We start from the raw sequence: 21,955 nt of genomic DNA on the forward strand, positions 1-21,955 counted from the left end.
CGAATCGGCAGGCGAGGCCGGCCAGCGGCACTGACGCCGGCACCGGCCACTGCCAGTGTCGGACCAAACAAGTCCTCGCCGACCACAGTGCGTCCATCCTTCCCCTTGCGCGCAAGCACCGGCGCCAGGGCCGCCTCAATGTTGTTCCATGGCATCCGGGTCGCCAGCACTGCGAGCGGATGCCGTAGATCAATCATCCCGTCCAAGCGGCTGCGAAAGAAGTCCGGTGTGCTCATCAGCAAGGCCCTCAAATCTCCCAGGATTTAAATCAGATTCCTATTCGATCTGGGAGTTCTGCACGCAGCACAATTCTTCCGACGCCTTGCTGCGCCTTACCCTTCAACATTCTGCAGGCCGGACTTACTAACCTTCTGCGTTTTTGCACGGAGAAGCGATGCCCAAGCCCCCATGACGATACGCATGATCAAAGACGTGTTACGACTCAAACACGAATCCAGACTGTCGCACGCCAGCATTGCCGCGGCGCTGCAAGTCTCCAAAGGGTGGTGTCCAAGTATGTGTCGCTGGCCGTTGAGGCCGGACTGGCATGGGACCAGCTACAACGCGACCTCGACGAGGCGGCGATCGCCGCCCGCTTGCTCCCAGCGCACGCAACAACGCCTACGTGCCGCCGGACTATCCCGCATCCATCAGGACCTGCGCCGCAAGGCGTCACGCTGACCCTGCTGTGGTAGGAATATGTCGAGGCTCATCCCGGCGGCGGCCGAAGGTCTGCAATGAGCCCTCAAAACAAGCAGAAAATACCGCGCTGCGTGCCGAAGTGGCCGCGTGGCGGGAATGTGCCGCCGCCAAGAGCGAATACCCTTTGAGGGGCAGCTCATTCGAGCCGGGCTATGCCTGCTGCCTGCTGCAGTAGACATCGCCACCTTTCAGCCTTCAGAAGACTGTGATCAATCGGGCTGCACCGACAGGCGGCGCAGGCCGATGCCGATCTTGCGTTGGTCGCCGCCGATTCCCAGTTCGTAAGGCGATCGGGGATTTCCTGCGGCAATCGTGATCTCCCTGGATCCCTCTGCGGGCGCGAAGTGCAGGGAGAATTGCTGCATGCGCGCAGTGGGCATGAAGGTAGAGGACTGTCCTCCGATGCTGACCATGACCGGATTGCCAGCGTTCGGGCCGAAAGCTTGCGCTTCGATATTCAGGACAAACTGCTTGGGTAGCGCGTCTGCAAAGCTCACCTTGACGGCGCGTGCTAAGTTGGCATCTGACCATCGTCCCCAGCTTTCGAGAATTGACAGCCCTTCCACGGAGGAGACGAACCTGGGCCAACCGGAGCGGCTGAAATCGATGCCTTGCTGCAGGGTGCCGCGATACCGCTCGCCGTCTGTGTCGGCGACAAAGTCGACGCGTTCCATGATGTCTTTGTCGCTCAGGCCGGTGAGGGAAGCGGCATTCGCGGGGTTGCTTGCCAGAGCGAAGAACGCTTGTTGCCCATCGTTGCTCACTAGCGTGGCGGGTTTGCCCAGCAACTGAGTCAGCTCTCGCTCAATTGCCGCTCCTTGATCGATATATCCGCGGCGGTCGATGTAGATGCCGGCGAATCCCAGGCTTTCCAGAATCGAGAGTTGTCGAGATGTCGGTTGTTGTGCCAAGGCGCGGAAGAAGAGATCGCCGGGGCGCCCTTTCATGCCGCCGTAGCTCCACTTGAGTGACGAGGAATGAAGGTAAGCCCGCCCCAAATCGTAAGTACCCAGCTTGTGCTGGTGTGGCACCTCGGGAAAACCGATATATGGCAACTGATAGATCATGCTCCCTTGAGGAACCTGCTTCTCAATGTTTGCCACGAACTTTGCGTCGTTCACCCAGGCCGCCTCGTTTGCCACGAGGCACGCGGTGCAAGCATTGGTCGTCTGATCCCATAGTGCCAGTGCGCATAGCGCGACGGCAATGATCGAGCGGCGAGGCGCGACTCGTGTGCCGAGATACTTGACGCCAATCATGGCGGCGCACACCGAGGTGAATGCAATGAAAATACTGACCCGGTTCCAGCCGCGGATTGCTGGACTGATCAGCAGGCTGAAGAGAGATGAGAATCCGCCGATCGTCGATGCCAGCAGTAGAACCAGCGTCAGGCCCGCAAGCACATGGAGCAGCCGTCCATCTTCCCCGCTGGGCTGCGGTATCAGCAGTCTTGTGAGAAGGAACAGCAGGCCAATGCTGCCAATGAGTCCAAGCGCCGCGAAACGGTTCTCGTAGACCAGCGGGAAACTGTTCGAATACTGGGCGTTTAATGACGCGAATTTCGGAAGGCGATGTTCGGGGCGCGGCAATAGCAGTTGCACGAGCTTGAGCCCGTGGATTTCGGCTTCATATGCAAAACGTTGCACGGCTTCGGGATTGGCTGCGTGCTTGCTGCGGTCCAGCAGATTCGGCGCGACGTTTGCGGCGATTCCGAGCGTCACGATACCGACAGCAAGGAGGCTAGGCAGGAGTGCACTAAATTTCCGGGTGCTGAGGCTGCGTATGATTCCACCACCCAAGAATGCGATCAAGCCGAAGAGCGCGTAATAGACACCAAAGCATGATGCAGCGAGCACGGCGCAGACATCTATGACCAGCGTGGACTGCTTTCCTTTCCCCTTCTTCCACCCAAACGACCCCGTGGAGATTCGGTATGCGTACCAGACGAAAATGGGCGCAACAAAGTACCAGGTGTAGAAGAGATGCGGCAGCCGCATGAAGTGGAATGGCGCGATTGTATAGATCAGGCCTCCGGCGAAGCTGAGGGTACGGCTCAGGTTGAACTTGCGCAGCACGAAATACGCTGCCAACGCGTTCAACGGAAAACCCAGCAGATAGTAGAAGTTCAGTGCCGCGGCTGGCCCACCGAATAACGAGCCGAGAATCTTGAGCGCCAGCAGACTACCCGAGTCCGGCATCGGGTAGTCATAAAGGGATGAGCCGAAGGGCGTGCCCATGAGGTCGGTGTGGTAAATCCACTCGTTCTCGATGACTCGCTTGATGACCGTGAGCATCAGCAGGCCGTCACCCTCGTAGATCAGCGGTACCCCAAGTTTGACAACAGGACCTCCAGCGAGCACCCAGCCGACCAGTGCCGTTACTAAAGTAAGCGCGATCGGCGTGATGAAACACAAGCGCCCCGCACTGGCACTTGCGGTGGCTGCCGATGAAGGTTGGGCAGTGAAGTTTGTCACGGCGTTTGTCTACGAAGAAAGTTATTGGACGGGGTTGGTGTGCTGTGTCTTTCCCGCGCGGGCAAGTGCTCCGCCAACACGCCCCATTTGGGGGCGGCAGGAAAAATTCTCGTCATCAGAGCCAATTTTTCTGAGCGAACACGTCTTATCACTCTGAACGCACCAATTCACGCGGCTTGTTCAGCATAGCCCTAACTGTCGGACTCAGGAGATAGCGGTGGCGATCGGGCTGCCGCGATGTACACACTCATCGGCACCGCCCGGCTCAATGAACCCGGAAGCGTACTTGCGCCATGTGCTGGGCCGCATCGCCGATCACCCCATCAATCGGATCGCCGAACTCCTGCCCTGGGCCGTCGCTGACGAACTGCCGTTCCTCGACACGCCCGCTCCCTAACTCCTGCTACGCCAACAGCGATTCATTCGATTGTGCTGACCGGGTCGTTACGCCTGCTCGGCGAGCCCGCGCAGTAGTTCGGCCTGGCGCCCGCCGTAACTCAATCACTCTTGGCGAGTCGCCAAAATGCAGGATGGCGGCCCTTGCCAGGATCTGCACGATGACTTCGGAGCCAATATTCGCCGCTAGTTTCACTCGATTGCACTAGGAATCAAAATTTATGCGTTCAGCTTCGATCACTAGGGGCATGTTCCGAACCTGCGTATGTATTGATCCTATGTATTCGCCAAGCAGTCCAATGAAAAACGTCTGAATTGCACCAAAAAAGAAAATACCAATCAGAACTGGGGCAATCCCAAGCTGAAAGGAGTCCCAAAAAATAAATTTAGCAATCAGAAAGCCGATAGCGGTAAATAGGCTGAGAATGGATAGGAGAAAACCACCCATGGCCATAAGTCGTAATGGCACCTTTGAGTGATTCGTGATTCCTAACATTGCTATATCATACAGCGTGTAGAAGTTGTTCTTGGTTATTCCGCGCTGGCGCCTCGGTTGCTTGAAAGGCACGGTTGCGATCGGAAACCCTATTTCACATAGCAGACCTCGAAAATATGGATAGGGATCCTGAATTTTTCGCAAAATATCGATGATGACGCGGTCGAAAAGACCTGCTCCTGTGGCATTTTTGACGAGAGGAACCTCCGATATTCTGGAAATAAACCGGTAATAGGTTTTCCGAATAACAAACATCAGGGGGGATTCTTCGCTCTCTGGCTTGACGGCCAATACGGTTTTATATCCATTTTCCCACGCCTTTAGAAACTCCGCTATCATCTCCGGCGGATCCTGCAAATCCGAAGCTATCAGGATGCAGGCGTCGCCGCTAGATTGTAGCAAGGCATGATAAGGGGACCTGATGTGACCAAAATTTCTTGCATTAATAATAACCTTAACCCGCTTGTCCCTGGCAGCAATTTCCCTGAGCTTTCCGACAGTGCCATCCGTGGAGCAATTGTCGATACAAATATGCTCGTACTCATACGGAAGCTTGGACATCACCTCAGCGATCCGCCGATGCAGTTCTTCGATATTTTCTTCTTCATTATAGCACGGTGTGACAATGCTTATCAGCTTAGTCATAGTTGAAAACAAATCGCTTATTTAGGATAAATGCCAGCGAAGCCATCGGAAGAATGAGAATTGCACCCCCGACGTAAGGGGTGACTTCGATGAGAGAAAATGCCTTGATTCCGGCTGCGTTCACTATGTAAACCACAACATAGGAGCCAATAAAGCGATATATAAGGCGGTTGTTGCGAGAGCCAAATACGAGGGCGCCAGTACTTTTGAAGTTAAAAATTACTCCGAAAATCGTTGCCAAGAACAGGGCAAAGGTGAAGTGCAGCCCTGCATACACAAGGACTGCAAAACACCCATATCCGAATGCGGAATTCAAGGCGCCAACGAAAAGAAATTTTACAAACTGGTGTTTAAGCAATTCGTGGCAAATATTCAATGTGAACTTCTGCACGGTTGGCTATATTCGTTTGCTTATCAGACGAACTTCGTTCAAAATACTATCCATTGAATTTCGCGTTGGATAGAATCCGAAAATCTCCGCTTCGCGATTCATCGAATAGTAATTCATCTTCACCCCGGTCGCGTTGACGCCTGCCGGTGCATTTCTGACTTCATACGCCAAACCAAACTGTTCTTTCAGTGCTTCCAGTAACGTCATCTTGGCTACTGGCGCGAGGGTGTAACAATCCACTACCTTATTCGAAGGGGGGGCCTCGAGAATGAGGGAGACCAATCGCGTAAAGTCGTCCGGTCCAATGTAGTCTCGTACAATATTGTCCGGCGAAGTAATTAACGTCTCGCCTGACTCTATCGCGCGCAAGAGATCTGTAATAAAGAATCGCGCTGAAGGATTCTGCGTGTGGCTGAAATAGCTGAATACCCGAACATCCACAATCGAGAGGGTCGGGTGTGCACGATGGCGGCATTCAGCATACAACTTGGCAACGCCATACCAGTCCTGCGGCTGGAGGTTGTTGATTGCAATCACAGCCCTGGTATTTGCGTCCACCGGCTCGGCAAAATTTGAACCGTACGCGGCGCCACTGCTCAGAAAAATGTATCGGCAATCTGGGTAGTGCCTTAAGTAGTCCATTGCCAGGTCGTCGTATTTCAATGTGACATCGAGGATGGACGCTCCCATTGCCGCAGCCGTGGCTGGATTGCCAACGCCGACGAAATTCACAATGGCGTCGAAACGCTCATCTATGTCGAAGGCGCCGAAGTCCGCAACGCTATGACGGTTCGACAAGCCTGCCCCCGCCAGCCAATGTTTCATGGTCTCTGGGCGACGTACAAACAATGCTAACTCGTGATTGCGTTGCCCAGAGAAGGCCAGCACCAGATCTCCCGCGATTTGGCTGGTGGCACCAAGGATAGCTATTCGCATAGATTCGCTCGAGGCAGGGAGGCGAGGTAATCGCGAATTCGTTGCTCAATTGCCTGGCGATCTAGTTCGTGTTCCTTCAGCAGATACTCGTAGGTACCGCAATGATGCGAAAAACGATCGCGAACGCCAATTCTCAGAATTCGTAAAGGTGCAGATTCTGATGCAATTTCACATATAAGGGAACCTAGGCCCCCCAGTATGGAGTGTTCCTCAAGGACTACGATTGCACGACTATTCTCGCAGATGGCGGTCACCTTTGCGCTATCAATAGGCTTGATGAAGGGAGCGCTCCAAACTGCTGCATCGGGGTATCTCTGCGCAGCGATATCCTTGGCTGTGCGCACCAGAGAGCCTGTGGCGATGAATGTGATATCGCCGGGTTTTCCGGATTTGACTTCCAATAACGCCCCGATCCTTGCTTCTGGTTCGGCAAGATGGACGTCGCCGCGGTCAGATTTCCCCATGCGCAAGTAGACGGCAGACCTTGATTGATACGCCAATTCCATGCAGGCACTTAGCTCGAAACGATCCGCGGGCGAATAGACCGACAAGTCTGGAATCGCTCGTGCACAAGCAATGTCCTCGGTGGCCTGGTGACTCGTACCCAGATGGCTATAGACAAACCCTGCTCCATCGCCGATGAAAACGACAGGCAATTTGTCGTGAGCCACATCAAGTTTTATTTGCTCGATAACCCGTAACGGTATAAAGGCACTTAGACCGTAGACGAAAGGCCTGAAACCGGCCCGCGCCAGTCCTGCGGCCATCCCGACCATGTTTTGTTCGGCAATACCTGCATTGATGTATTGCGCGGGACACTCTTTGCGGAAAGCATCGAACAAGGCATATCCATGATCCCCGGTTAGGAGCAGCACATTGGGGTCGGCTTTTGCGAGGCGAATCAGTGCGTCAGAAAAAGCAGCTCTCATTGTGCACCCCCGGCAACGGCGGATGCAGCCTGTGCATAGGTTTCCGCATTTAGGCGTGTGTAATGCCAAATATTATTGTGTTCCATGAAAGGCACACCTTTGCCTTTGACCGTCTTGGCAATGACAGCTTTTGGCGACCTCGAATCGCTTTTCCAGAGATCGGTGATCGCGCAGTCAATGGCAGTCTCATCATGACCATCGATCGTTACCGCTTCAAAGCCGAAACTCTCGAACTTGGATTGGATCGAACCAAGCTTGAGGACTTCCTGAGTACTCCCCATTGCCTGGAAGCCGTTCTCGTCCACGATGACCATGAAGTCCTTTAGCTCGTGGTGGGCCGCGAAAAGTGCTCCCTCCCAGATAGGGCCTTCATTTAGCTCGCCATCGCCCACCAAGGCATAGGTCTTTTGACCAGTGCCACGTAGCTTTGCTCCGGTCGCGAGACCTACGCCGACCGAGAAGCCGTGGCCCAATGAGCCCGAAGTCACTTCGAGACCTCGTATTCTTGAATCGGAAAGGCCTTTCAGGTCGCTGCCATCGGAAAAATACCGCGACAGTGCCTCATCCTTAAGCCAGCCCAATTCGTGCATGCAGGCGTACTGTGCCATAACACCATGGCCCTTGCTGAGCACGAGATAGTCGCGGCCAGGATCAACCGGATTGTTGCCCGGATACCGCAAATGGTTTCGATATAAAACCGCTAGGAGCTCAATAATTGAGAACGCACAACCAATGTGCACCGTGGAACCGGCATAGGCCATATCCAGTACTTTTTTTCGGAGTACACTGGTATCGAAGGCTTTCGTCGGGAGGCTCATTGGAGGCACCGCTTAAAAATTCACGCCCAAATAGGCTTCGATCTTGCTGGCGGAAAATTCCAGCATGTCTTGCGTCAGCGCAGGCTGCACGCCGATCCAGAACGTGTTGTTCATTACTTTGTCGCTATTAGTCAGCTCGCCGCTTATCCGGAAATTTCGTCCGATCATATAAGGTTGACGAACTAGGTTGCCAGCGAACAGTAGACGGGTGCCGACCTTGTTCTGGTCAAGATATTGAAGCAGTTCGACGCGAGTGACCGGAGCGTTTTCCTTGAGGGTAATCGGGAAGCCGAACCAGGACGGGTCTGAATTAGGGGTGGCTTTCGGCAGGATCAGAAATTCTTCGCATGCAGCCAGACGCTCCCTGAGGAAGGAAAAGTTATTCTTCCGCTGCTGGATAAAGGTAGGAGCCTTTGCGAGCTGCGCCAAGCCACAGGCAGCTTGCATATCGGTAATCTTGAGGTTATAGCCGAGATGGCTATAGGTGTATTTGTGGTCGTAACCTTCGGGCAAGCTGCCGAGTTTTTGGCAGAAACGGCGACCGCAGGTGTTGTCCTTGCCAGGCGCGCAATAGCAATCGCGGCCCCAGTCTCGGAAGCTCTCAGCGATCAGTTTGAGTTCGGCATTGTTGGTGAAGACTGCGCCCCCTTCACCCATTGTGATGTGGTGGGCAGGATAGAAGCTCAGGGTGCCAATGTCGCCGAAAGTGCCGACGAGCTGACCGTTGTACGTGGAGCCCAGCGCGTCGCAGCAGTCTTCAACCAGCCAAAGGTTGTATTTCTTGCAAAGGGCGGTGATGACTTCCAGGCTGTATGGATTGCCCAGCGTGTGGGCCAACATGATCGCTTTGGTTTTGGGGCTGATGGCAGCTTCGATCTTGGTGGCATCGATATTGTACGTGCCTAGTTCGACGTCGACGAAGACGGGCACGGCACCAAATTGCAGAATGGGGTTGACAGTGGTCGGGAAGCCAGCGGCGACACCAATGACTTCGTCGCCGGGTTTGATTGCGCGCTCACCGAGCTTGGGCGATGTCAGCGTGGAAAATGCGACCAAGTTGGCGGAAGAGCCGGAATTGACAGTGATAAGGAATTTGACGCCGAGGAAGGCGGCAAGGCGCTGTTCAAATTCGTCGTTGAAGCGACCGGTCGTCAGCCAACCGTCGAGCGAGGCTTCGACCATGAGTTTAAGTTCGGCGGCGTCGAGGACTTTGCCGGACGGCGGCACGACGGAGGCACCGGGCAGGAATGGCTGTGGGGCCAGCGCGATAGCGGCGTACTCGTCGACCAACTTGGCGATTTGTTCGCGGAGTGCGTGGGTATTGGCGTTTTGCATGGTGTTCTTTAGCTTTTGATCAATGTTTGATAGCCGTGGATCTGGGCGAGGGTCAGTTGGCGGATGTCAGTACCGGCTTGGCGTTGCTTTGCCCAGTCTACGATTAGCTTCAAAGCATCGTTCAGGCGCAGGATCGGCCGCCAATTAAGACGGCTTCGCGCCTTGGATACATCCAGCTTGAGATAAGTAGCTTCGTGCGGATGGTGGCCAGTGTCGATTTGCCATCTGGCGCCGTTACCCCACATCTCAGCCAGTTGCTCCACAATCCACCCAACTGGCTTGGCGTCTTCGTCGCTGGGGCCGAGATTCCAGCCCTCAGCGAAGGCGGGGCCTTGTTCGTGAAGACGCTCTGCCAGTATCAAGTAGCCTCGCAGAGGTTCCAGGACGTGCTGCCAGGGGCGGATAGCGTGGGGGTTACGAATGCTGACGATCTTGCCCTGTTCGAAGGCGGTTAGGATGTCCGGAATCAAACGGTCTTGCGCCCAATCGCCAGCGCCAATGACATTGCCAGCCCGAACAGTAGCTAGGGCAATACCGTGTTGAGCATGCGAGGTAGCGTTAAAGAAAGACGAGCGATAGGCGGCACTGACTAATTCCGCGCATCCTTTACTGTTGCTATATGGGTCATAGCCGCCCATGGGTTCGTTTTCGCGATAGCCCCAGACCCACTCCCGGTTCTCGTAGCATTTGTCGGTGGTGATATTCACTACGGCTTTGACGCCAGGCGTGTTACGCACGGCTTCAAACAAATGCACTGTACCCATCACGTTGGTGGCATAGGTCTCGACCGGATTTTGGTACGAATAGCGCACCAGCGGCTGGGCTGCCATGTGGATGACGATTTCTGGTTGAGCGCTGTGCATGGCTTGTCGCAGCGCAGGGAGGTCACGAATGTCGCCAATGATTGATCGCATGCCGCCTGAGACATGAGCCTCATCAAACAGGCTGGGCCGCGTTGGCGGCGAAAGGGCGAAACCGGTGAGCTCTGCACCGAGACTTTGCAGCCACAACGACAGCCAGCTTCCCTTGAAGCCGGTATGACCGGTAAGAAAGACGCGTTTGCCGCGCCAGAAAGCTGAATTCATTACCAGATCATCCAAGGAGCTTTGCCGGACTGCCAGAGTTCTTCGAGGTAATTTTTGTCGCGCAGGGTATCCATTGGCTGCCAGAATCCATGATGCTGAAAGGCCGCCAGTTGCCCATCTTCTGCCAATTGTTCTAAAGGCTCGCGCTCCCAGCTTGTATCGTTATCCTTAATTAGGTCGATTACCGCAGGCGAAAGAACAAAGAATCCTCCGTTTATCATCCCCCCATCGCCCTTTGGCTTTTCTTTGAAAGAGAGGACGCAATTGTCGGTATGGATGTCTAGTGCGCCGAAGCGGCCTGGCGGGTAGGTGGCTGTCAATGTTGCCTTCTTCCCGTGCTGTCGGTGAAATTCGATGAGCTGGCTGATATCCACATTGCTGACACCGTCACCGTAGGTGAAGCAAAACGCTTCCTCATTTTCGACGTATTGTCGGACGCGCTTGAGACGACCACCGGTCATGGTATTGTCGCCAGTATCGACCAATGTTACCTTCCAGGGCTCCGCATAGCGATGGTGGACTTCCATTTTGTTGTGCCGCATGTCGAAGGTCACATCCGACATATGAAGGAAATAGTTTGCAAAATATTCCTTAATGACATAGCCTTTGTAGCCACAACAAACGACAAAATCATTGATACCGTGTGACGAATAAATCTTGAGTATGTGCCATAGGATAGGCTTACCCCCGATTTCGACCATGGGTTTGGGGCGGGAACTAGTTTCTTCACTGATTCGGGTGCCGAGTCCACCAGCGAGGATCACTGCCTTCATTCCAATCTCCATTTCTTATTTTCGGTCTTCATTGTTCTTCCGCTCGTCAATCACATCTGTAGGAGCCAGCTTGGACCCGTGTGTGGGTTCGAGCATAACAACCACCGCAAAAGGGGCGGGAAGTCTCCGGAAAGACTGCATTCTAACCCGCAGTCGGGTGAGCGTCTTCCCTTATGTGGCTTATGCTGCGCGTGTAGGGCTTGGAAATCCTCAGATAGCGGAACAATGTTGCCGGCCAACCACCGACATACCCTCCCACACGCTTGAATTCCGGTTGCTTCTCCCGATCGAGCGGCTCAGAGGTGCACCATGCGGCAGCCTAAGAAGGTTGGTGAGCAAGCCGATGCCGAAGGATGGATATGCCTGACGGCCAACAACATTTGATTCCCGGGCGACAGGGACTGTAGACCCAGAGAGAAATCCGGGCGAGGCTCCTGCGGCACGTAAGACACGCCAACAAGCTTTGGCGCAAGTCCCGCTTCCATGACCGCATGAAGCGCTGGCAGCCTGCTTGAATAGTGGCGGCGAACACGCCGCTACGATGTGCACGCTCATCAGACCACGCTGAGGGGATCAGTCAAGAAGTGCGCCATGCACTACGTGTGCATTGCCGAATCCCATCAACTGCCTCCCAAGCTTGTGCGTTCGACTGGGTGGACCTATCAATGCCTCCTTACCCTCGCACGCGTTTTCAGTGCGGCTGATCGTCTGCGTCGTCAAATCAACATTTCCTCGGGAAGTTACAATTTAGCAGATGTTGGGGGTGAGGTTAAATTAGTGCATACTAACAAGTTTTCCAGGCTCCATGAGCGCCCGAAGCCATTCCCAATGAATGGAGTAAACCGACGGAGCAACTGGCAGAAAAAGTGGAAATGTGAGGGAGAGTGATCTGTTGTGAGACGCGTTGCTAAAGGAGTTTTCGATGTCCCTTGCCCGACCTGGGCCGCTGCAGCAATTGCGTTGGCCGTTGCGACCGCTTACCTCGCATACGTCTACCCGTTGGATTTTTTTCGCGGCATCGGATATTACTTTTCTGATGGAGACGCCAGCCAACATGTGAGTGGATGGCTCTTCTATGCGCGAGACAGTTTGCATTTTCCCCTGCTTCGCACTACGCGCCTAAATAATCCCGATGGCGTAAGCATTGCATTGACCGATAGTATCCCTCTGTTAGCCCTTCTTCTTAAGCCAATAAGTGGCTTGCTGCCCCAGGGCTTCCAATATATTGGTTTGTGGCATGCGGTCGCGTACCTAACCCAAGCACTAGGGGCTGCAGTGTTAATACGGGTACTCGGTTGTCGGACACTTTTTGCCGCATGTATTGCTGCTTCAGTCGCTGTCTCCTGGCCGGCACTAACAAATCGCCTAGGACACACGTCGTTGATGACCCACGGGCTGATATTGTTTGCCCTAAGTGCATATTTCGCGGGTGTCAAGGACGCGAGAAAAAGCGGGCTTGCGGCTCGGTGCTTGATTGGTTTGATCGGTCTTGCGCTGTTGGTACATCCGTACCTTATGGCGATGATTTACGCGATTTTTCTTGCCTACGTGCTCGACAAGCGAGTCGGAGGCGAGAGCTGGCGTGTACAAGGGCTGCGAGTCGCGGCATCGCTAGGCCTGGTCGGGGCTTTGATGTACCTTTTCGGCTATATCGGTTCGGCGGGTGGTGCGGGGGGGTTTGACTATTTTTCGATGAACCTAGCATCCCCCTTCTGCGGTGGCCTCTTTCTGCATTGCCAAATTGACGCCACAGGGGGGCAACAAGAAGGCTTTAATTATTTTGGTGCGGGAGGGCTCTTGATTCTGGCCGCGGGCACACTGTCATTCATGCGCAAGCGTCAGCCATTGGGCGTGAAAGTCAAGTATCCTTTTTTGATACTGATGGCGATGGTCTTGACTCTGTATGCACTCTCAACTACGTGGTATCTGGGAGATAGCAAGGTACTCAGATACTCGCTGCCATCGGTATTCAAAATCATTACTAGTTCGTTTCGGGCGAGTGGTCGTTTTTTCTGGGTGGTTGGATATCTCTTGATGTTTGTTATGCTGGCCCGCTTGCTGAGGAGCAAGGCGCGCCTAGTACCGGTTGGCGTCTTCGCAGTTGCACTCCCGCTACAGTGGTTTGACACATCCGCTATCCGAAACAATGTAATCAACGCGGTGCATCGTCCTGAGCAAGTGGACCGAAAACCATGGCCATCCATTCTGGCTGACGCGCGTCACTTGATTATGTATCCGGCATTTGGTTGTGGTCATGTAGGCGCAGAACAGTATCTGTACTTCCAAAATCTCGCGGCGCGACAGGGATTGACGTTCAATACCGGTTACATTGCACGACTAAAGAGGTCGTGCGGCGTTGCAGGGGCGGGTCTGCCAGCCGAGTTTGACTCTGATACGGTCTTTGTTATGCCCGAGAGCGAACTAAAGTTCATCCGGTTTGACCTACCCCCTGCTCTTGTGACGGCAGCCAAACGTGGTGAGTGTGCGGTGGTCGATAAGATTCTTGTGTGTCGACGCAAACTGCTAAAGAGCGTCGGCGAGATTAAGTGGGAGCGGGCGCCTGTCAACGGCCTGATGCTTGAGGAAAAGGCAGAATACGCAGCTAAGGAACTGCCTACCGTAGTAGGGCGTCTGGAAGGCGGGCGCATAGTCAGCGAACCCAGTCGAGCTGGTATCCTAAGTTATGGCCCTTATGTCGATCTTGCGCCGGGCAAATACCGGGCATCGATCGAATATTCGTGTTCGTCGGCAGCCGACGGTCAATGTGGTACCTGGGATGTGGTGGCCGATGGTGCCAATAGATTGCAGAAGGTTACCCAGGGCGTCCTGCGTGCGACCGATGGCTCTAGCGTTAGCCTGAGTGCGGATTTCGCATTCGAAAGGCCTTTACCCGCGCTGGAAATTCGAAGCATATACGACGGTGATGGCGTCATGGAAATTCATAAGGTCACAGTTGAAAGAAGGTTTTGAAAGATGACAATGATTTCGATCGTAGTTCCGCTGTACAACGAGGAGGCAATCGTCAAGCGCAATCTCCAGATCATTGCGCGTGAAGCTGAGGCAAAAGGCCATACTCTAGAGATCATTGCTGTCAATGATGGCTCTGCGGATGGCACGTGGGCTGAAATCTGTGATGCCGCCATATCCGATGATCGAATTCGAGGGGTCTGCTTCACTCGCAATTTTGGTAAGGAGGCTGCAATTCTGGCGGGATTGATGGAGGCTCGCGGGGACGGCGTAATCGTGATTGACGCAGACCTGCAGCACCCACCTGCACTTATCCCTGAAATGATCCGCCTTTGGCAAAGTGGGTTTCCGGTGGTGGAGGCGGTCAAAGCGAATCGCGGCAAGGAAACTGTGGCCAATCGTGTGTTTGCCAAGCTTTTCTATAAAATATTTCACAACTTATCTGAACTCGATATTGCGGGCCACTCGGACTTCAAGCTGCTTGATAGGTCCGTTGTCGACGCCTATATCAGGCTGCCAGAGCGCAATCGGTTCTTCCGCGGTTTGATCCACTGGGTCGGGTTCAGAAGTGCCCGTATTCCGTTCCAAGTGGCCGAGCGTGACATTGGTGGGTCTAGATGGAACAAACTTAAGTTGTTGAAATACGCGATCAACAACATTACCATGTTTTCCAGTTTTCCCCTGAAATCTATTACATGGTTGGGAATGTTAATGTTTGCTCTCGGAGGTATAGTGGGAACGGTGAGTCTGATTCAAAAAGCGGAAGGTACTGCGCTCGATGGATTTACGACTGTAAACCTCCTTATTATTATGACAAGCGGCATATTGATGGTGAGTCTAGGTATCATCGGCCATTATCTGAGTCGTATATATGATGAGATAAAAGGGCGCCCTCCCTTCGTCCGTGAAACTCAGAGGAAGGACGTTCAATCATGAATGCCCCATTGCTAGCTCTTGTGTCGGTGCTGTGCAACGTGGCGGCACAAGTAATGATTAAAGTTGCCGGACGCCACGGCGTTGGTAACGACGGCATGGCGTCCTGGTTTTCGCCATGGCTGTTGCTCGCCATTGCCCTTTATGGATCCAGTTTCTTGTTGACCGTGAAGGTATTCGCGGTAAACCCGCTTTCCATGGCGGCACCTTTGATGGCGGGCGCAACCTTTCTGCTAGTCGCGATAGCAAGCACGATTGTGTTTGGGGAAAGCATTTCGCTTGGCAGGGCATTTGGTATATGTCTTATCGTTGGCGGCATCTTCGTGCTCGCAAGAGGCGCGTAGGGCGGTTCGCGGCTGTGAGGGTCCTGGCGAACCGAGAGGCGTTGCTAGAGATTGCTACCACAGGCCTTGTCGGGAAGAACGTAAGCTCAGTAGACATGCAGCTCCGAGAATGCGGCCTGGAGAGAGTAACCAGACGCAATGTGGAAGAGCGTAAAACGCAGCCCTTCTCCGAATGGACCCATTATGCTGTCGGTTCCGACTTGAACGAGAATCGAAGATGCGGCGCGAGTGGGGAAAGTAAGCCGCCGCCGGAACCGCAGGTGGTCATCCAGACTCGGGTGGTGGACACACTGCCTGCGACTGAATGAGGCCAATCTACGTTGACAATGCGGACGAACTATCGGACGGACGACACCGCCAAGGCCATCTTGCCCCCCAACCGCGCTTGGGCGAACATCTGTGGCTGGAGGCTTAGGTCGAAGTGAAATCTTGATGTCGCTCAGCTTGGCACAGCGAACAAGAGTAGTGGCTGACTACGACACCTTCCCCGCATCGCCGGGCAGCCTGCGAGCGCTGGAAGAGGTCAGGATTTGCGCACGCCACACTTTTGGACGTGGCCGCTGGATGGGGTAGCGCGCTAAAATCCTTCCAAAAAAAAGCAAATGAGAGGAACGGGATGAGCTGCAATAGTTGCTGGTGTCCGTGCGGCCAAACGGAAGCTATGTGAGGCCGAGTAAATGACGGAATTCCTGTCGGATTTGGCAATGGCCCTGGCGGCTCCGTGGAAGGGCGTCGCAATTGCTGCGATTGCCTGTGGGATTGTGTGGATATTTGAGGTATGGAAGCCAGCGGCTGCAGATCCGGGCGCACACGGTAGATTGCATAATCTCGCGATGTATGCGGCGCTCTTGCTAGGTATGGCGGCGCTGGGTCCGCTCTATGGCTGGGTGGGGCTGCAACTACCGAATGTCGCGTTGATTGATCGGTTGTCCGTGCAGTGGCCGACGAATGGTTTTCTTCGTGCGATCCTGGCAACCTTTGTATATGCTTTCGTATGGGACTTCTTCCAGTACTGGAAGCACCGGGCCGAACACACTTTCCGCATACTGTGGATTTTTCACAGAACTCACCACGCCGATTCCGCGATGAACGCGTCGACTGCCGTAAGGCATAGCTTCGGCGGGCTCGTGCTGGGTTTCGTACTTGTACACATTCCGACCATGGTCATATGCGGTGGGGGGACTCTTGCCGTTTGCCGGTGCGATCGTACTTTTCAGCGGATGGGGTTACTTTAACCATGCAAATGTAAGGCTGCAGCTTGGGCCTTTAATGAGGCTGGTTTCCGGGCCTCAGCTTCACCGATTGCACCATGGGCGCGATAGCCACTACTACAATTCGAACTACGCGGCTTTCTTCCCAATCTTCGATTTGATTTTTGGCACGCTGCGACTCCCCAAGAAGCGGGAATGGCCCCAGACCGGTCTCAACAGCTTCCATCCGTCTGGTGGGTTGCTTGCTCATGTCTTCTTCCCTTGGAAAGACAACGAACGTGTTGAGCCGCGTGCGACGGATATGGAAACCGCTGCGGAGGGTAGAAGGCTGACATGACGGGCGGGCCTGCGAGAAGGGCCCATGACCGCCATCCTCAAGCGGACTTGCCGCGCCTGATCAGCGCGATCGCCTTCATATAGATATCTATCACGCGGCCCTCGCTGAAGCGCGCATCCATATCCAATCGTCCTGCCTTGCCCATTTGTCGCAGCGTTTCGTCTTCGCTTTGGCAAAGCTCGAGCAGGACTTTCGAGAGATCCTCTGCACTGCGTGGGCGGCACAGTCTTCCTGTTACCCCATCGCGCACGACGTCCCGGCATCCCGGCACGTCCGTGGCCACAATCGGCCTTTCCATTGAGGCAGCTTCAAGCAGTGTGCGAGGCACGCCTTCGCGGTACGAGGGCAAGACGATGCAGTCGGCCTGTGCGATGGCGCCTCGGACATCCGTTGCTGTGCCAAGATATTCGATGAGCCCTTGGTCCTCCCACGCCAGGAGTTGCGTCCTTGAAATGGCGCTGGGGTTCTCGACATCGGCGGGCCCGAGAAGCTGAAACCGGACTGTGGGATAGACGGCACGAATGCGGCGTGCAGCCTCGACATATTCACCGATCCCTTTGTCCCATAGCATTCGCGCAATCAGGAGGAAGTGGAATGTGTTGTTTTCTCTGGGCGGCCGCTCACCCGGTGTGTAGTGCTCGAGATCAATCCCCTCGCTGGGAAGCACAAAGGTTCGTTGCTCGCTGACCAAGCTCCGCTTGACGAATTCGCGACGGTCGTCTTCGTTGAGGAACCAGACTTGATAGGCTGAGCGCAGCGCCAGACGATACAGCCCGCGTCCGATTCGTGCGACAAAATTATTGTTGATGAAAACGAAGCCAAGCCCTGTTGTCACTGCAATACACGGGACGCCGGATAACCTTGCAGCCAGCGAGCCATAGATGTTCGGCTTGATCGTGTACTGAAACGCGCAGTCAGGTTTGAGTTGCCTATACAACCTGGTCAACTGGCTGAAACATTTCCAGTCAGCTAACGGATTGGCGCTTTTGGCCGACAGTGTCAGGGGGTGGAAGTCGCAGCCAAGTGCCTGTAATGCTTCAGAGCTGCGATCCACAGGTGCAATGACACTGACCTTCGCTCCGTGCGCGAGTAAAGCACGCACGACCCCGCCACGGTACTGCTGGACAGACCAACTCGAATTGGCGACGAATGCTATATGGGTGCCGTCCAGATGCAGCTTGCCGGGCTGATGGGCCACCTCTTCAAATCGCTTTGGTACCGCGTGGGCCGGATGTTCGTCAATACTGTTCAGCATCCTTGTCACATGCCAATTCGGCGGTCACACAGGCCCAATATGTTGCGGTTGTGCTCCGTCTAGCATTCCTGATTTCGTTGCACAGTGAAGGCAATAGATTTTAGCAGAACCCCAACAAGGGCCGTCTTGCGGGCCACTGTATCACCGCACAACGAGGAGAAGGCGCTCCGGGCCGCTACGAGCGATGTAGCAGCGGTATCGCTATCACCTCATGCAGCTTGCTTTACGGCATCAGGCTCCCGAGCCAGAACAACGAACCCCAAGCTCACAACAACCGCCAGTGCATTGGCCGCTATATATCCATAGACCGCGCCTTGCACACCATACTTGGGGATCGTGAACAGGTCGACAGCGGCAGTTGCGACCAACACGAGCAGCGATTTGCCTACCAGCCAAGCGGGCTTGCGCAGATGGACGGCAAGCAAAGCCAAGCCCGTATCCGCGAAGGCCAGTCCAGAGGCCATGGCGCCTTGCTGCAGAAGGCTCACAGTTGCCTCAAAACGCTCACCATACAGAAGTTGCACAATCCATGGTGCGCCGACAGCAATGAGGATACCCCCCACCATCCCGATCGCCGCCATGCCTCCCGCCACACGTGCGACGTTGTAACGCGCCTTGGCCAGGGTCGGCTGCGCATAGACCGCAAGCGGTGCAACCGCGCTCGCGATGCTGGTGGCCAGCAGGGAAAAATTGTCAAGTACCTGCATGCAGGCCGCATAGGCCCCAAGGTCGATCAACGGCACGCGGGGTTTCAGCAGCAACTGGTCGATACGGCGCGCGCTGAACAGCAGGATCATGCTGACCCAGAATACCGAGCCGTCTCGCACCAGGCGCACCAGCAAGTCACGATCAAACGAATTCCAGGTGCGCGGGCGGCGGCGGGCGTAGTACCAGGTGAGCAGCGTCGCTAGCAGCATGGACTCCATCGCAAACGCCCAGGCATACTCGTGGACGGCGTGCACTGCCGAGAAATAGAGCGCCGCGATCAGGGCAGCCTTGAACGCCAGCGCGGATAGGCTGAAGACCACGCCAGGGCGGTTGTCGGTGTGCGCCTGCATCCAGGCTGTCACGACGCCGAACGGCTCGCGCAGCAAGATGGAAATACCCAGAATGGCTGCGATATGCACGGTGGTGGTATCTTGCCCGGTCAGCACGCTGCTCGTGAGCAGAGCCAAGTAGCCAGCAATGGAGGCAAATGCACGCAGGCCGAAGGCATGTGCGATCAAATGGGACTGGGCATCCGGTGATGGATGCGCGACCAGCCGCGGCACAACAACTTCAGCGCCACAGATCAACCCAATCGACGCCGCAATCAGCACCAGCGACTGCGCATACTGAAAATGCGCAAAACCTTCCGGTCCGACGCCGCGTGCAATCAACGCCACGATGGCGATGCTGACAGTGATCTGAAGAGCCCGCTCGCCCAGCAGCCAGACGACGTTGCGCGCGATCTGCCTACGCATGGTCGGCCTTGCCGGAGGCGTGGGGCAGGGCGGCTCCCCGGCGCTGCACGAGCTCCCGGTACAGGTCGATCCAGCGCTGGGCGACGCTGGCCAGGCTGTATGCGGCAACAGCGTGGACGCGGCCTGCCGCGACATCCTGCCGGCCCAGCAGGGCCGCACGCATGCCGCGCGCAAGCGCATCGGTGTCGCCTGCCGGCACGATGCTGCCCGACGCCGCCAGCAGCGCGCGGATGCCTGATACGTCGGTGGCCACCAGCGGCGTCTCGCAGGCGAGCGCCTCGGCTACCACGAGGGGCAGGCCTTCGCGCATGGAGGACAGTACGAACAGGTCGGCGGCGTTCATCAGCGCCGGAACGTTGTCGCAGGGTCCGAGCAGCCGCACGGCGTGCGAAAGCCCGAGCGCGGCTGCGTGCTGTATCAGCGTTGCCTTCAGGGGACCGTCGCCGGCAATCAGCAAGCAAATGCCTGCGCCGGTCTCCGGATCGTCTGCCAGTTGGCGGAATGCTTCGATCAGGCGCCGCTGATCTTTCTCGTGAACCAGCCGGCCGACATTGAGCACGACCCTGGCATCGGGGCCGATTCCCAGTGCCTGCCGCGCCTGCACACCTGCCTGCGGGACGCGGCGGAACTGGTCCGTATCGATGCCGTTTGGCATCACGCTGATTCGCCCGGTCTTCGTGGCGCCGACGTCCAGCATGTACTGCATGCCTTCCGCGCTGACGTGGGTGGTCGCTGCGCACAAGCCATCGGTCAGCCGATACGCCAGCATGCGCAGTTTGCCTCCCTCGCGTGAGCTGTGCGCGGTGCAGAGGACGGGGATACGCGCCCCGCCGGCGCGCCGCGGCCGCAGCAGCCGAGCGAAGATATTGGCGTGGAACATGTGCGCATGGACGATGTCCGGTTGCCAGTGCCCCACCCACTTGCGCACGGAGTGCAGGGTGAAAAGGAATCGCAGCGGATCCTTGTGCAGGTCCACGCGATGCAGCATCACCTCTGCGGGTAACACTACCTCTTGAGCAAGTGTCAGGCTGATCACCGCCACCTCATGCCCGAAGGCAACGAACTGACGCGCGAGGTCCGCGACCTGGCGCTCGGCGCCGCCAAGCCGAAGTCCTGTCGTCAGCAGCAGGATGCGCATCTGGCGGGGAGGCAATTCATGCGGGCCACGCCGAGCATCTCAGCGCGCGCCGTAGCCCGTTAGCAGCGTGCGCATGGTCTTGCCGGCGATCAGCAGGTCCATTGCCATCGAGCAGTGCTTGACGTAGTAGAGGTCATAGCAAAGCTTGGTGATGGTTTCCTCGTGGCTCGCGGCATAGCCTTGCTGGACCTGCGCCCAGCCCGACAGGCCGGGGCGCACGAGATGGCGGTAGGGATAGAACGGGATCGTCTCGGAGAATGACTCGACCATCAAGGACTGTTCGGGACGCGGTCCGATCAGGCTCATGTCGCCCACCAGTACATTCCACAGCTGAGGGATCTCGTCGAGCCGGTACTTCCGGATGACGCGGCCCACACGCGTGACGCGGGGGTCGGAATGTGCAGCGAACTGGGCCTCGGTGTCCGGTTCATCGGCCATGCTGCGGAACTTCAGCATCGTGAACACCTTCCCGTAAAGGCCCACGCGTTCCTGGCGGAAGATGGCCGGACCGCTCGATTCCATGCGGATGGCCACGGCAACGGCCAGCCCGATGGGGATGGCCAGCGGCGCCAGCAGCAGCACCGCGGCGATATCGCCCAGGCGCTTGAATGGCGCATAGATGAAATTCTGTGCGTGGTCGTCCAGAAAGTTCTCGTCGATGTGCGTCAAGGCCAGGCGGCCGGTCAGCAGCTCCGCGATGCGTTCGACCGAATAGACGTGGACGTGGCTGAGCTTGTAGCGCGCCAGCGTCCGGGTGCGTTGCGGGTCGACAGCAGCGCTACGGTCCATCATCAGGCCCTCGCAGTCGGCTGCTTCCGCGAGCGTGTTGATGCGGTGGAACTCGGCGTGTGCGCTGCGCGCCGCGCCAGGCATCGCCAGCAGTTCATCCAAGTGTTCGAGCGCCTGGGGGTCGGTATAGCCGAATTTCGGTACGTAGCGACGCACGAAGCGGAGATAACCGCTCCACAGCCAGACCATTGTGATCGTCATGCAGAGCAGCATGGCGCCCCGCGAATAGTCGATGCGGAATACCGCGCAGGTGGCCAGAAGGATGGCAAAGGGAACCAGTGTCGCAAGCGCCACTATGCTGTTGCCTTCAACTGGCGGAATATAGATAGTGCGGTCCAGCAGCATGCAGGCGATGGCATACGGCACCACGGACATGCCGATGGTATTCAGGAAGATCTGCGTGACCCAGCCATGGCGTGTGGCTTCATGTCCCCCAAGGGCGGCCAGTCCGTAGAGCAGGAGGCCCAAGGCACCCCATGCGAGCATGCGGCTGCGGCGGCGGGTGGTTTCTGACGATATACGCGTTGGCAGCTTCATC

Annotated in this window: 18 protein-coding genes and 2 pseudogenes; 6 read left to right on the top strand and 14 right to left on the bottom strand. The window is 56.1% G+C overall.

Translation table 11 applies throughout. The features are described 5' to 3' along the window. Positions 1-236 (bottom strand): annotated as a pseudogene (locus K309_RS0105075) (IS5/IS1182 family transposase); the annotation flags it as partial. Positions 237-911: 675 nt separating this feature from the next. After that, a complete protein-coding gene (locus K309_RS0105080) occupies positions 912-3,176 on the bottom strand; it encodes a DUF7024 domain-containing protein (protein WP_198030787.1) in 2,265 nt (754 codons plus the stop codon). Positions 3,177-3,386: 210 nt separating this feature from the next. Between K309_RS0105080 and K309_RS39750 the strand changes: the two are divergent. Further along, a pseudogene (locus K309_RS39750) lies at positions 3,387-3,573 on the top strand (transposase domain-containing protein); the annotation flags it as partial. 204 nt (positions 3,574-3,777) lie between these two features. Here the strand turns inward: K309_RS39750 and K309_RS0105090 are convergent. Genes K309_RS0105090 through rfbF form a run of 8 tightly spaced genes read right to left on the bottom strand, consistent with a single transcriptional unit; the run spans position 3,778 to position 10,980 of the window. Beyond that, entirely contained in the window at positions 3,778-4,713 is a 936-nt protein-coding gene (locus K309_RS0105090; protein ID WP_029045408.1) for a glycosyltransferase family 2 protein, read from the bottom strand. Beyond that, positions 4,706-5,104, bottom strand: a complete 399-nt coding sequence (locus K309_RS0105095) for a GtrA family protein (RefSeq protein WP_084402357.1) — start codon at positions 5,102-5,104, stop codon at positions 4,706-4,708. The genes K309_RS0105090 and K309_RS0105095 overlap by 8 nt, the downstream gene beginning before the upstream one ends. A 6-nt stretch (positions 5,105-5,110) precedes the next feature. After that, the gene (locus K309_RS0105100) at positions 5,111-6,040 is read right to left on the bottom strand and encodes an NAD-dependent epimerase/dehydratase family protein (protein WP_029045410.1); all 930 of its coding nucleotides are present in this window, start codon (positions 6,038-6,040) and stop codon (positions 5,111-5,113) included. Then, positions 6,031-6,969, bottom strand: coding sequence for a transketolase family protein (locus K309_RS39755; protein ID WP_084402358.1), 939 nt, complete (start codon positions 6,967-6,969; stop codon positions 6,031-6,033). Before K309_RS39755 ends, K309_RS0105100 begins: the two co-directional genes overlap by 10 nt. Beyond that, positions 6,966-7,787 carry a transketolase gene (locus tag K309_RS0105110; protein ID WP_029045411.1) on the bottom strand — a complete coding sequence of 274 codons (822 nt, stop codon included), beginning with the start codon at positions 7,785-7,787 and terminating at the stop codon, positions 6,966-6,968. The genes K309_RS39755 and K309_RS0105110 overlap by 4 nt, the downstream gene beginning before the upstream one ends. A gap of 12 nt (positions 7,788-7,799) precedes the next feature. Then, on the bottom strand, positions 7,800-9,122 hold the full coding sequence (gene rfbH, locus K309_RS0105115) for a lipopolysaccharide biosynthesis protein RfbH (RefSeq protein WP_029045412.1): 1,323 nt from the start codon (positions 9,120-9,122) through the stop codon (positions 7,800-7,802). Positions 9,123-9,130: 8 nt separating this feature from the next. Further along, positions 9,131-10,207 carry a CDP-glucose 4,6-dehydratase gene (rfbG, locus tag K309_RS0105120; protein ID WP_029045413.1) on the bottom strand — a complete coding sequence of 359 codons (1,077 nt, stop codon included), beginning with the start codon at positions 10,205-10,207 and terminating at the stop codon, positions 9,131-9,133. After that, positions 10,207-10,980 (bottom strand): glucose-1-phosphate cytidylyltransferase, encoded by a 774-nt coding sequence (gene rfbF / locus K309_RS0105125; protein WP_029045414.1) that lies wholly within the window; start codon positions 10,978-10,980, stop codon positions 10,207-10,209. Before rfbF ends, rfbG begins: the two co-directional genes overlap by 1 nt. An 894-nt stretch (positions 10,981-11,874) precedes the next feature. On the opposite strand from rfbF, the gene K309_RS0105130 reads away from it, so the two are divergent. The 5 genes from K309_RS0105130 to K309_RS43920 all read left to right on the top strand — a co-directional run bounded on the left by K309_RS0105130 (position 11,875) and on the right by K309_RS43920 (position 16,772). Beyond that, positions 11,875-13,950, top strand: a complete 2,076-nt coding sequence (locus tag K309_RS0105130; RefSeq protein ID WP_255360096.1) for a DUF6311 domain-containing protein — start codon at positions 11,875-11,877, stop codon at positions 13,948-13,950. A gap of 9 nt (positions 13,951-13,959) precedes the next feature. After that, positions 13,960-14,883: a glycosyltransferase family 2 protein gene (locus K309_RS0105135; RefSeq protein ID WP_029045416.1), complete on the top strand. Its 924-nt coding sequence runs from the start codon at positions 13,960-13,962 to the stop codon at positions 14,881-14,883. Continuing rightward, positions 14,880-15,224, top strand: coding sequence for a DMT family transporter (locus K309_RS36005; RefSeq protein ID WP_051320342.1), 345 nt, complete (start codon positions 14,880-14,882; stop codon positions 15,222-15,224). The genes K309_RS0105135 and K309_RS36005 overlap by 4 nt, the downstream gene beginning before the upstream one ends. Positions 15,225-15,901: 677 nt before the next feature. Then, positions 15,902-16,459 (top strand): sterol desaturase family protein, encoded by a 558-nt coding sequence (locus K309_RS36010; RefSeq protein WP_051320343.1) that lies wholly within the window; start codon positions 15,902-15,904, stop codon positions 16,457-16,459. Next, on the top strand, positions 16,398-16,772 hold the full coding sequence (locus tag K309_RS43920) for a sterol desaturase family protein (protein WP_369796394.1): 375 nt from the start codon (positions 16,398-16,400) through the stop codon (positions 16,770-16,772). The genes K309_RS36010 and K309_RS43920 overlap by 62 nt, the downstream gene beginning before the upstream one ends. A gap of 37 nt (positions 16,773-16,809) precedes the next feature. Here K309_RS43920 and K309_RS0105150 read toward each other — a convergent pair whose 3' ends face one another. From K309_RS0105150 to K309_RS0105165, 4 genes are all read right to left on the bottom strand, one after another. Beyond that, positions 16,810-18,027: a glycosyltransferase family 4 protein gene (locus tag K309_RS0105150; RefSeq protein WP_084402361.1), complete on the bottom strand. Its 1,218-nt coding sequence runs from the start codon at positions 18,025-18,027 to the stop codon at positions 16,810-16,812. Between the two features lie 209 nt (positions 18,028-18,236). Beyond that, a complete protein-coding gene (locus tag K309_RS0105155) occupies positions 18,237-19,490 on the bottom strand; it encodes an oligosaccharide flippase family protein (protein ID WP_029045418.1) in 1,254 nt (417 codons plus the stop codon). Further along, positions 19,483-20,628: a glycosyltransferase gene (locus K309_RS0105160; RefSeq protein ID WP_035876865.1), complete on the bottom strand. Its 1,146-nt coding sequence runs from the start codon at positions 20,626-20,628 to the stop codon at positions 19,483-19,485. Before K309_RS0105160 ends, K309_RS0105155 begins: the two co-directional genes overlap by 8 nt. A 39-nt stretch (positions 20,629-20,667) precedes the next feature. Beyond that, complete coding sequence (locus tag K309_RS0105165; protein WP_029045420.1) at positions 20,668-21,954, bottom strand: exopolysaccharide biosynthesis polyprenyl glycosylphosphotransferase; 1,287 nt, start codon at positions 21,952-21,954, stop codon at positions 20,668-20,670. Between the last annotated feature and the right edge of the window lies 1 nt (position 21,955).

The organism is Cupriavidus phytohabitans, from assembly GCF_000426345.1.
Lineage (GTDB): Bacteria > Pseudomonadota > Gammaproteobacteria > Burkholderiales > Burkholderiaceae > Cupriavidus.

Bases quoted from the DNA above. Each gene is read 5' to 3' on its own strand.
- K309_RS0105100 (WP_029045410.1), bottom strand. From the start codon at position 6,040: ATGCGAATAGCTATCCTTGGTGCCACCAGCCAAATCGCGGGAGATCTG.
- rfbF (WP_029045414.1), bottom strand. From the start codon at position 10,980: ATGAAGGCAGTGATCCTCGCTGGTGGACTCGGCACCCGAATCAGTGAA.
- rfbG (WP_029045413.1), bottom strand. From the start codon at position 10,207: ATGAATTCAGCTTTCTGGCGCGGCAAACGCGTCTTTCTTACCGGTCAT.
- K309_RS36010 (WP_051320343.1), top strand. From the start codon at position 15,902: ATGACGGAATTCCTGTCGGATTTGGCAATGGCCCTGGCGGCTCCGTGG.
- K309_RS0105160 (WP_035876865.1), bottom strand. From the start codon at position 20,628: ATGCGCATCCTGCTGCTGACGACAGGACTTCGGCTTGGCGGCGCCGAG.
- K309_RS39755 (WP_084402358.1), bottom strand. From the start codon at position 6,969: ATGAGAGCTGCTTTTTCTGACGCACTGATTCGCCTCGCAAAAGCCGAC.
- K309_RS0105090 (WP_029045408.1), bottom strand. From the start codon at position 4,713: ATGACTAAGCTGATAAGCATTGTCACACCGTGCTATAATGAAGAAGAA.
- K309_RS36005 (WP_051320342.1), top strand. From the start codon at position 14,880: ATGAATGCCCCATTGCTAGCTCTTGTGTCGGTGCTGTGCAACGTGGCG.
- K309_RS0105135 (WP_029045416.1), top strand. From the start codon at position 13,960: ATGATTTCGATCGTAGTTCCGCTGTACAACGAGGAGGCAATCGTCAAG.
- K309_RS0105165 (WP_029045420.1), bottom strand. From the start codon at position 21,954: ATGAAGCTGCCAACGCGTATATCGTCAGAAACCACCCGCCGCCGCAGC.
- K309_RS0105110 (WP_029045411.1), bottom strand. From the start codon at position 7,787: ATGAGCCTCCCGACGAAAGCCTTCGATACCAGTGTACTCCGAAAAAAA.
- K309_RS0105155 (WP_029045418.1), bottom strand. From the start codon at position 19,490: ATGCGTAGGCAGATCGCGCGCAACGTCGTCTGGCTGCTGGGCGAGCGG.
- K309_RS0105150 (WP_084402361.1), bottom strand. From the start codon at position 18,027: ATGCTGAACAGTATTGACGAACATCCGGCCCACGCGGTACCAAAGCGA.
- rfbH (WP_029045412.1), bottom strand. From the start codon at position 9,122: ATGCAAAACGCCAATACCCACGCACTCCGCGAACAAATCGCCAAGTTG.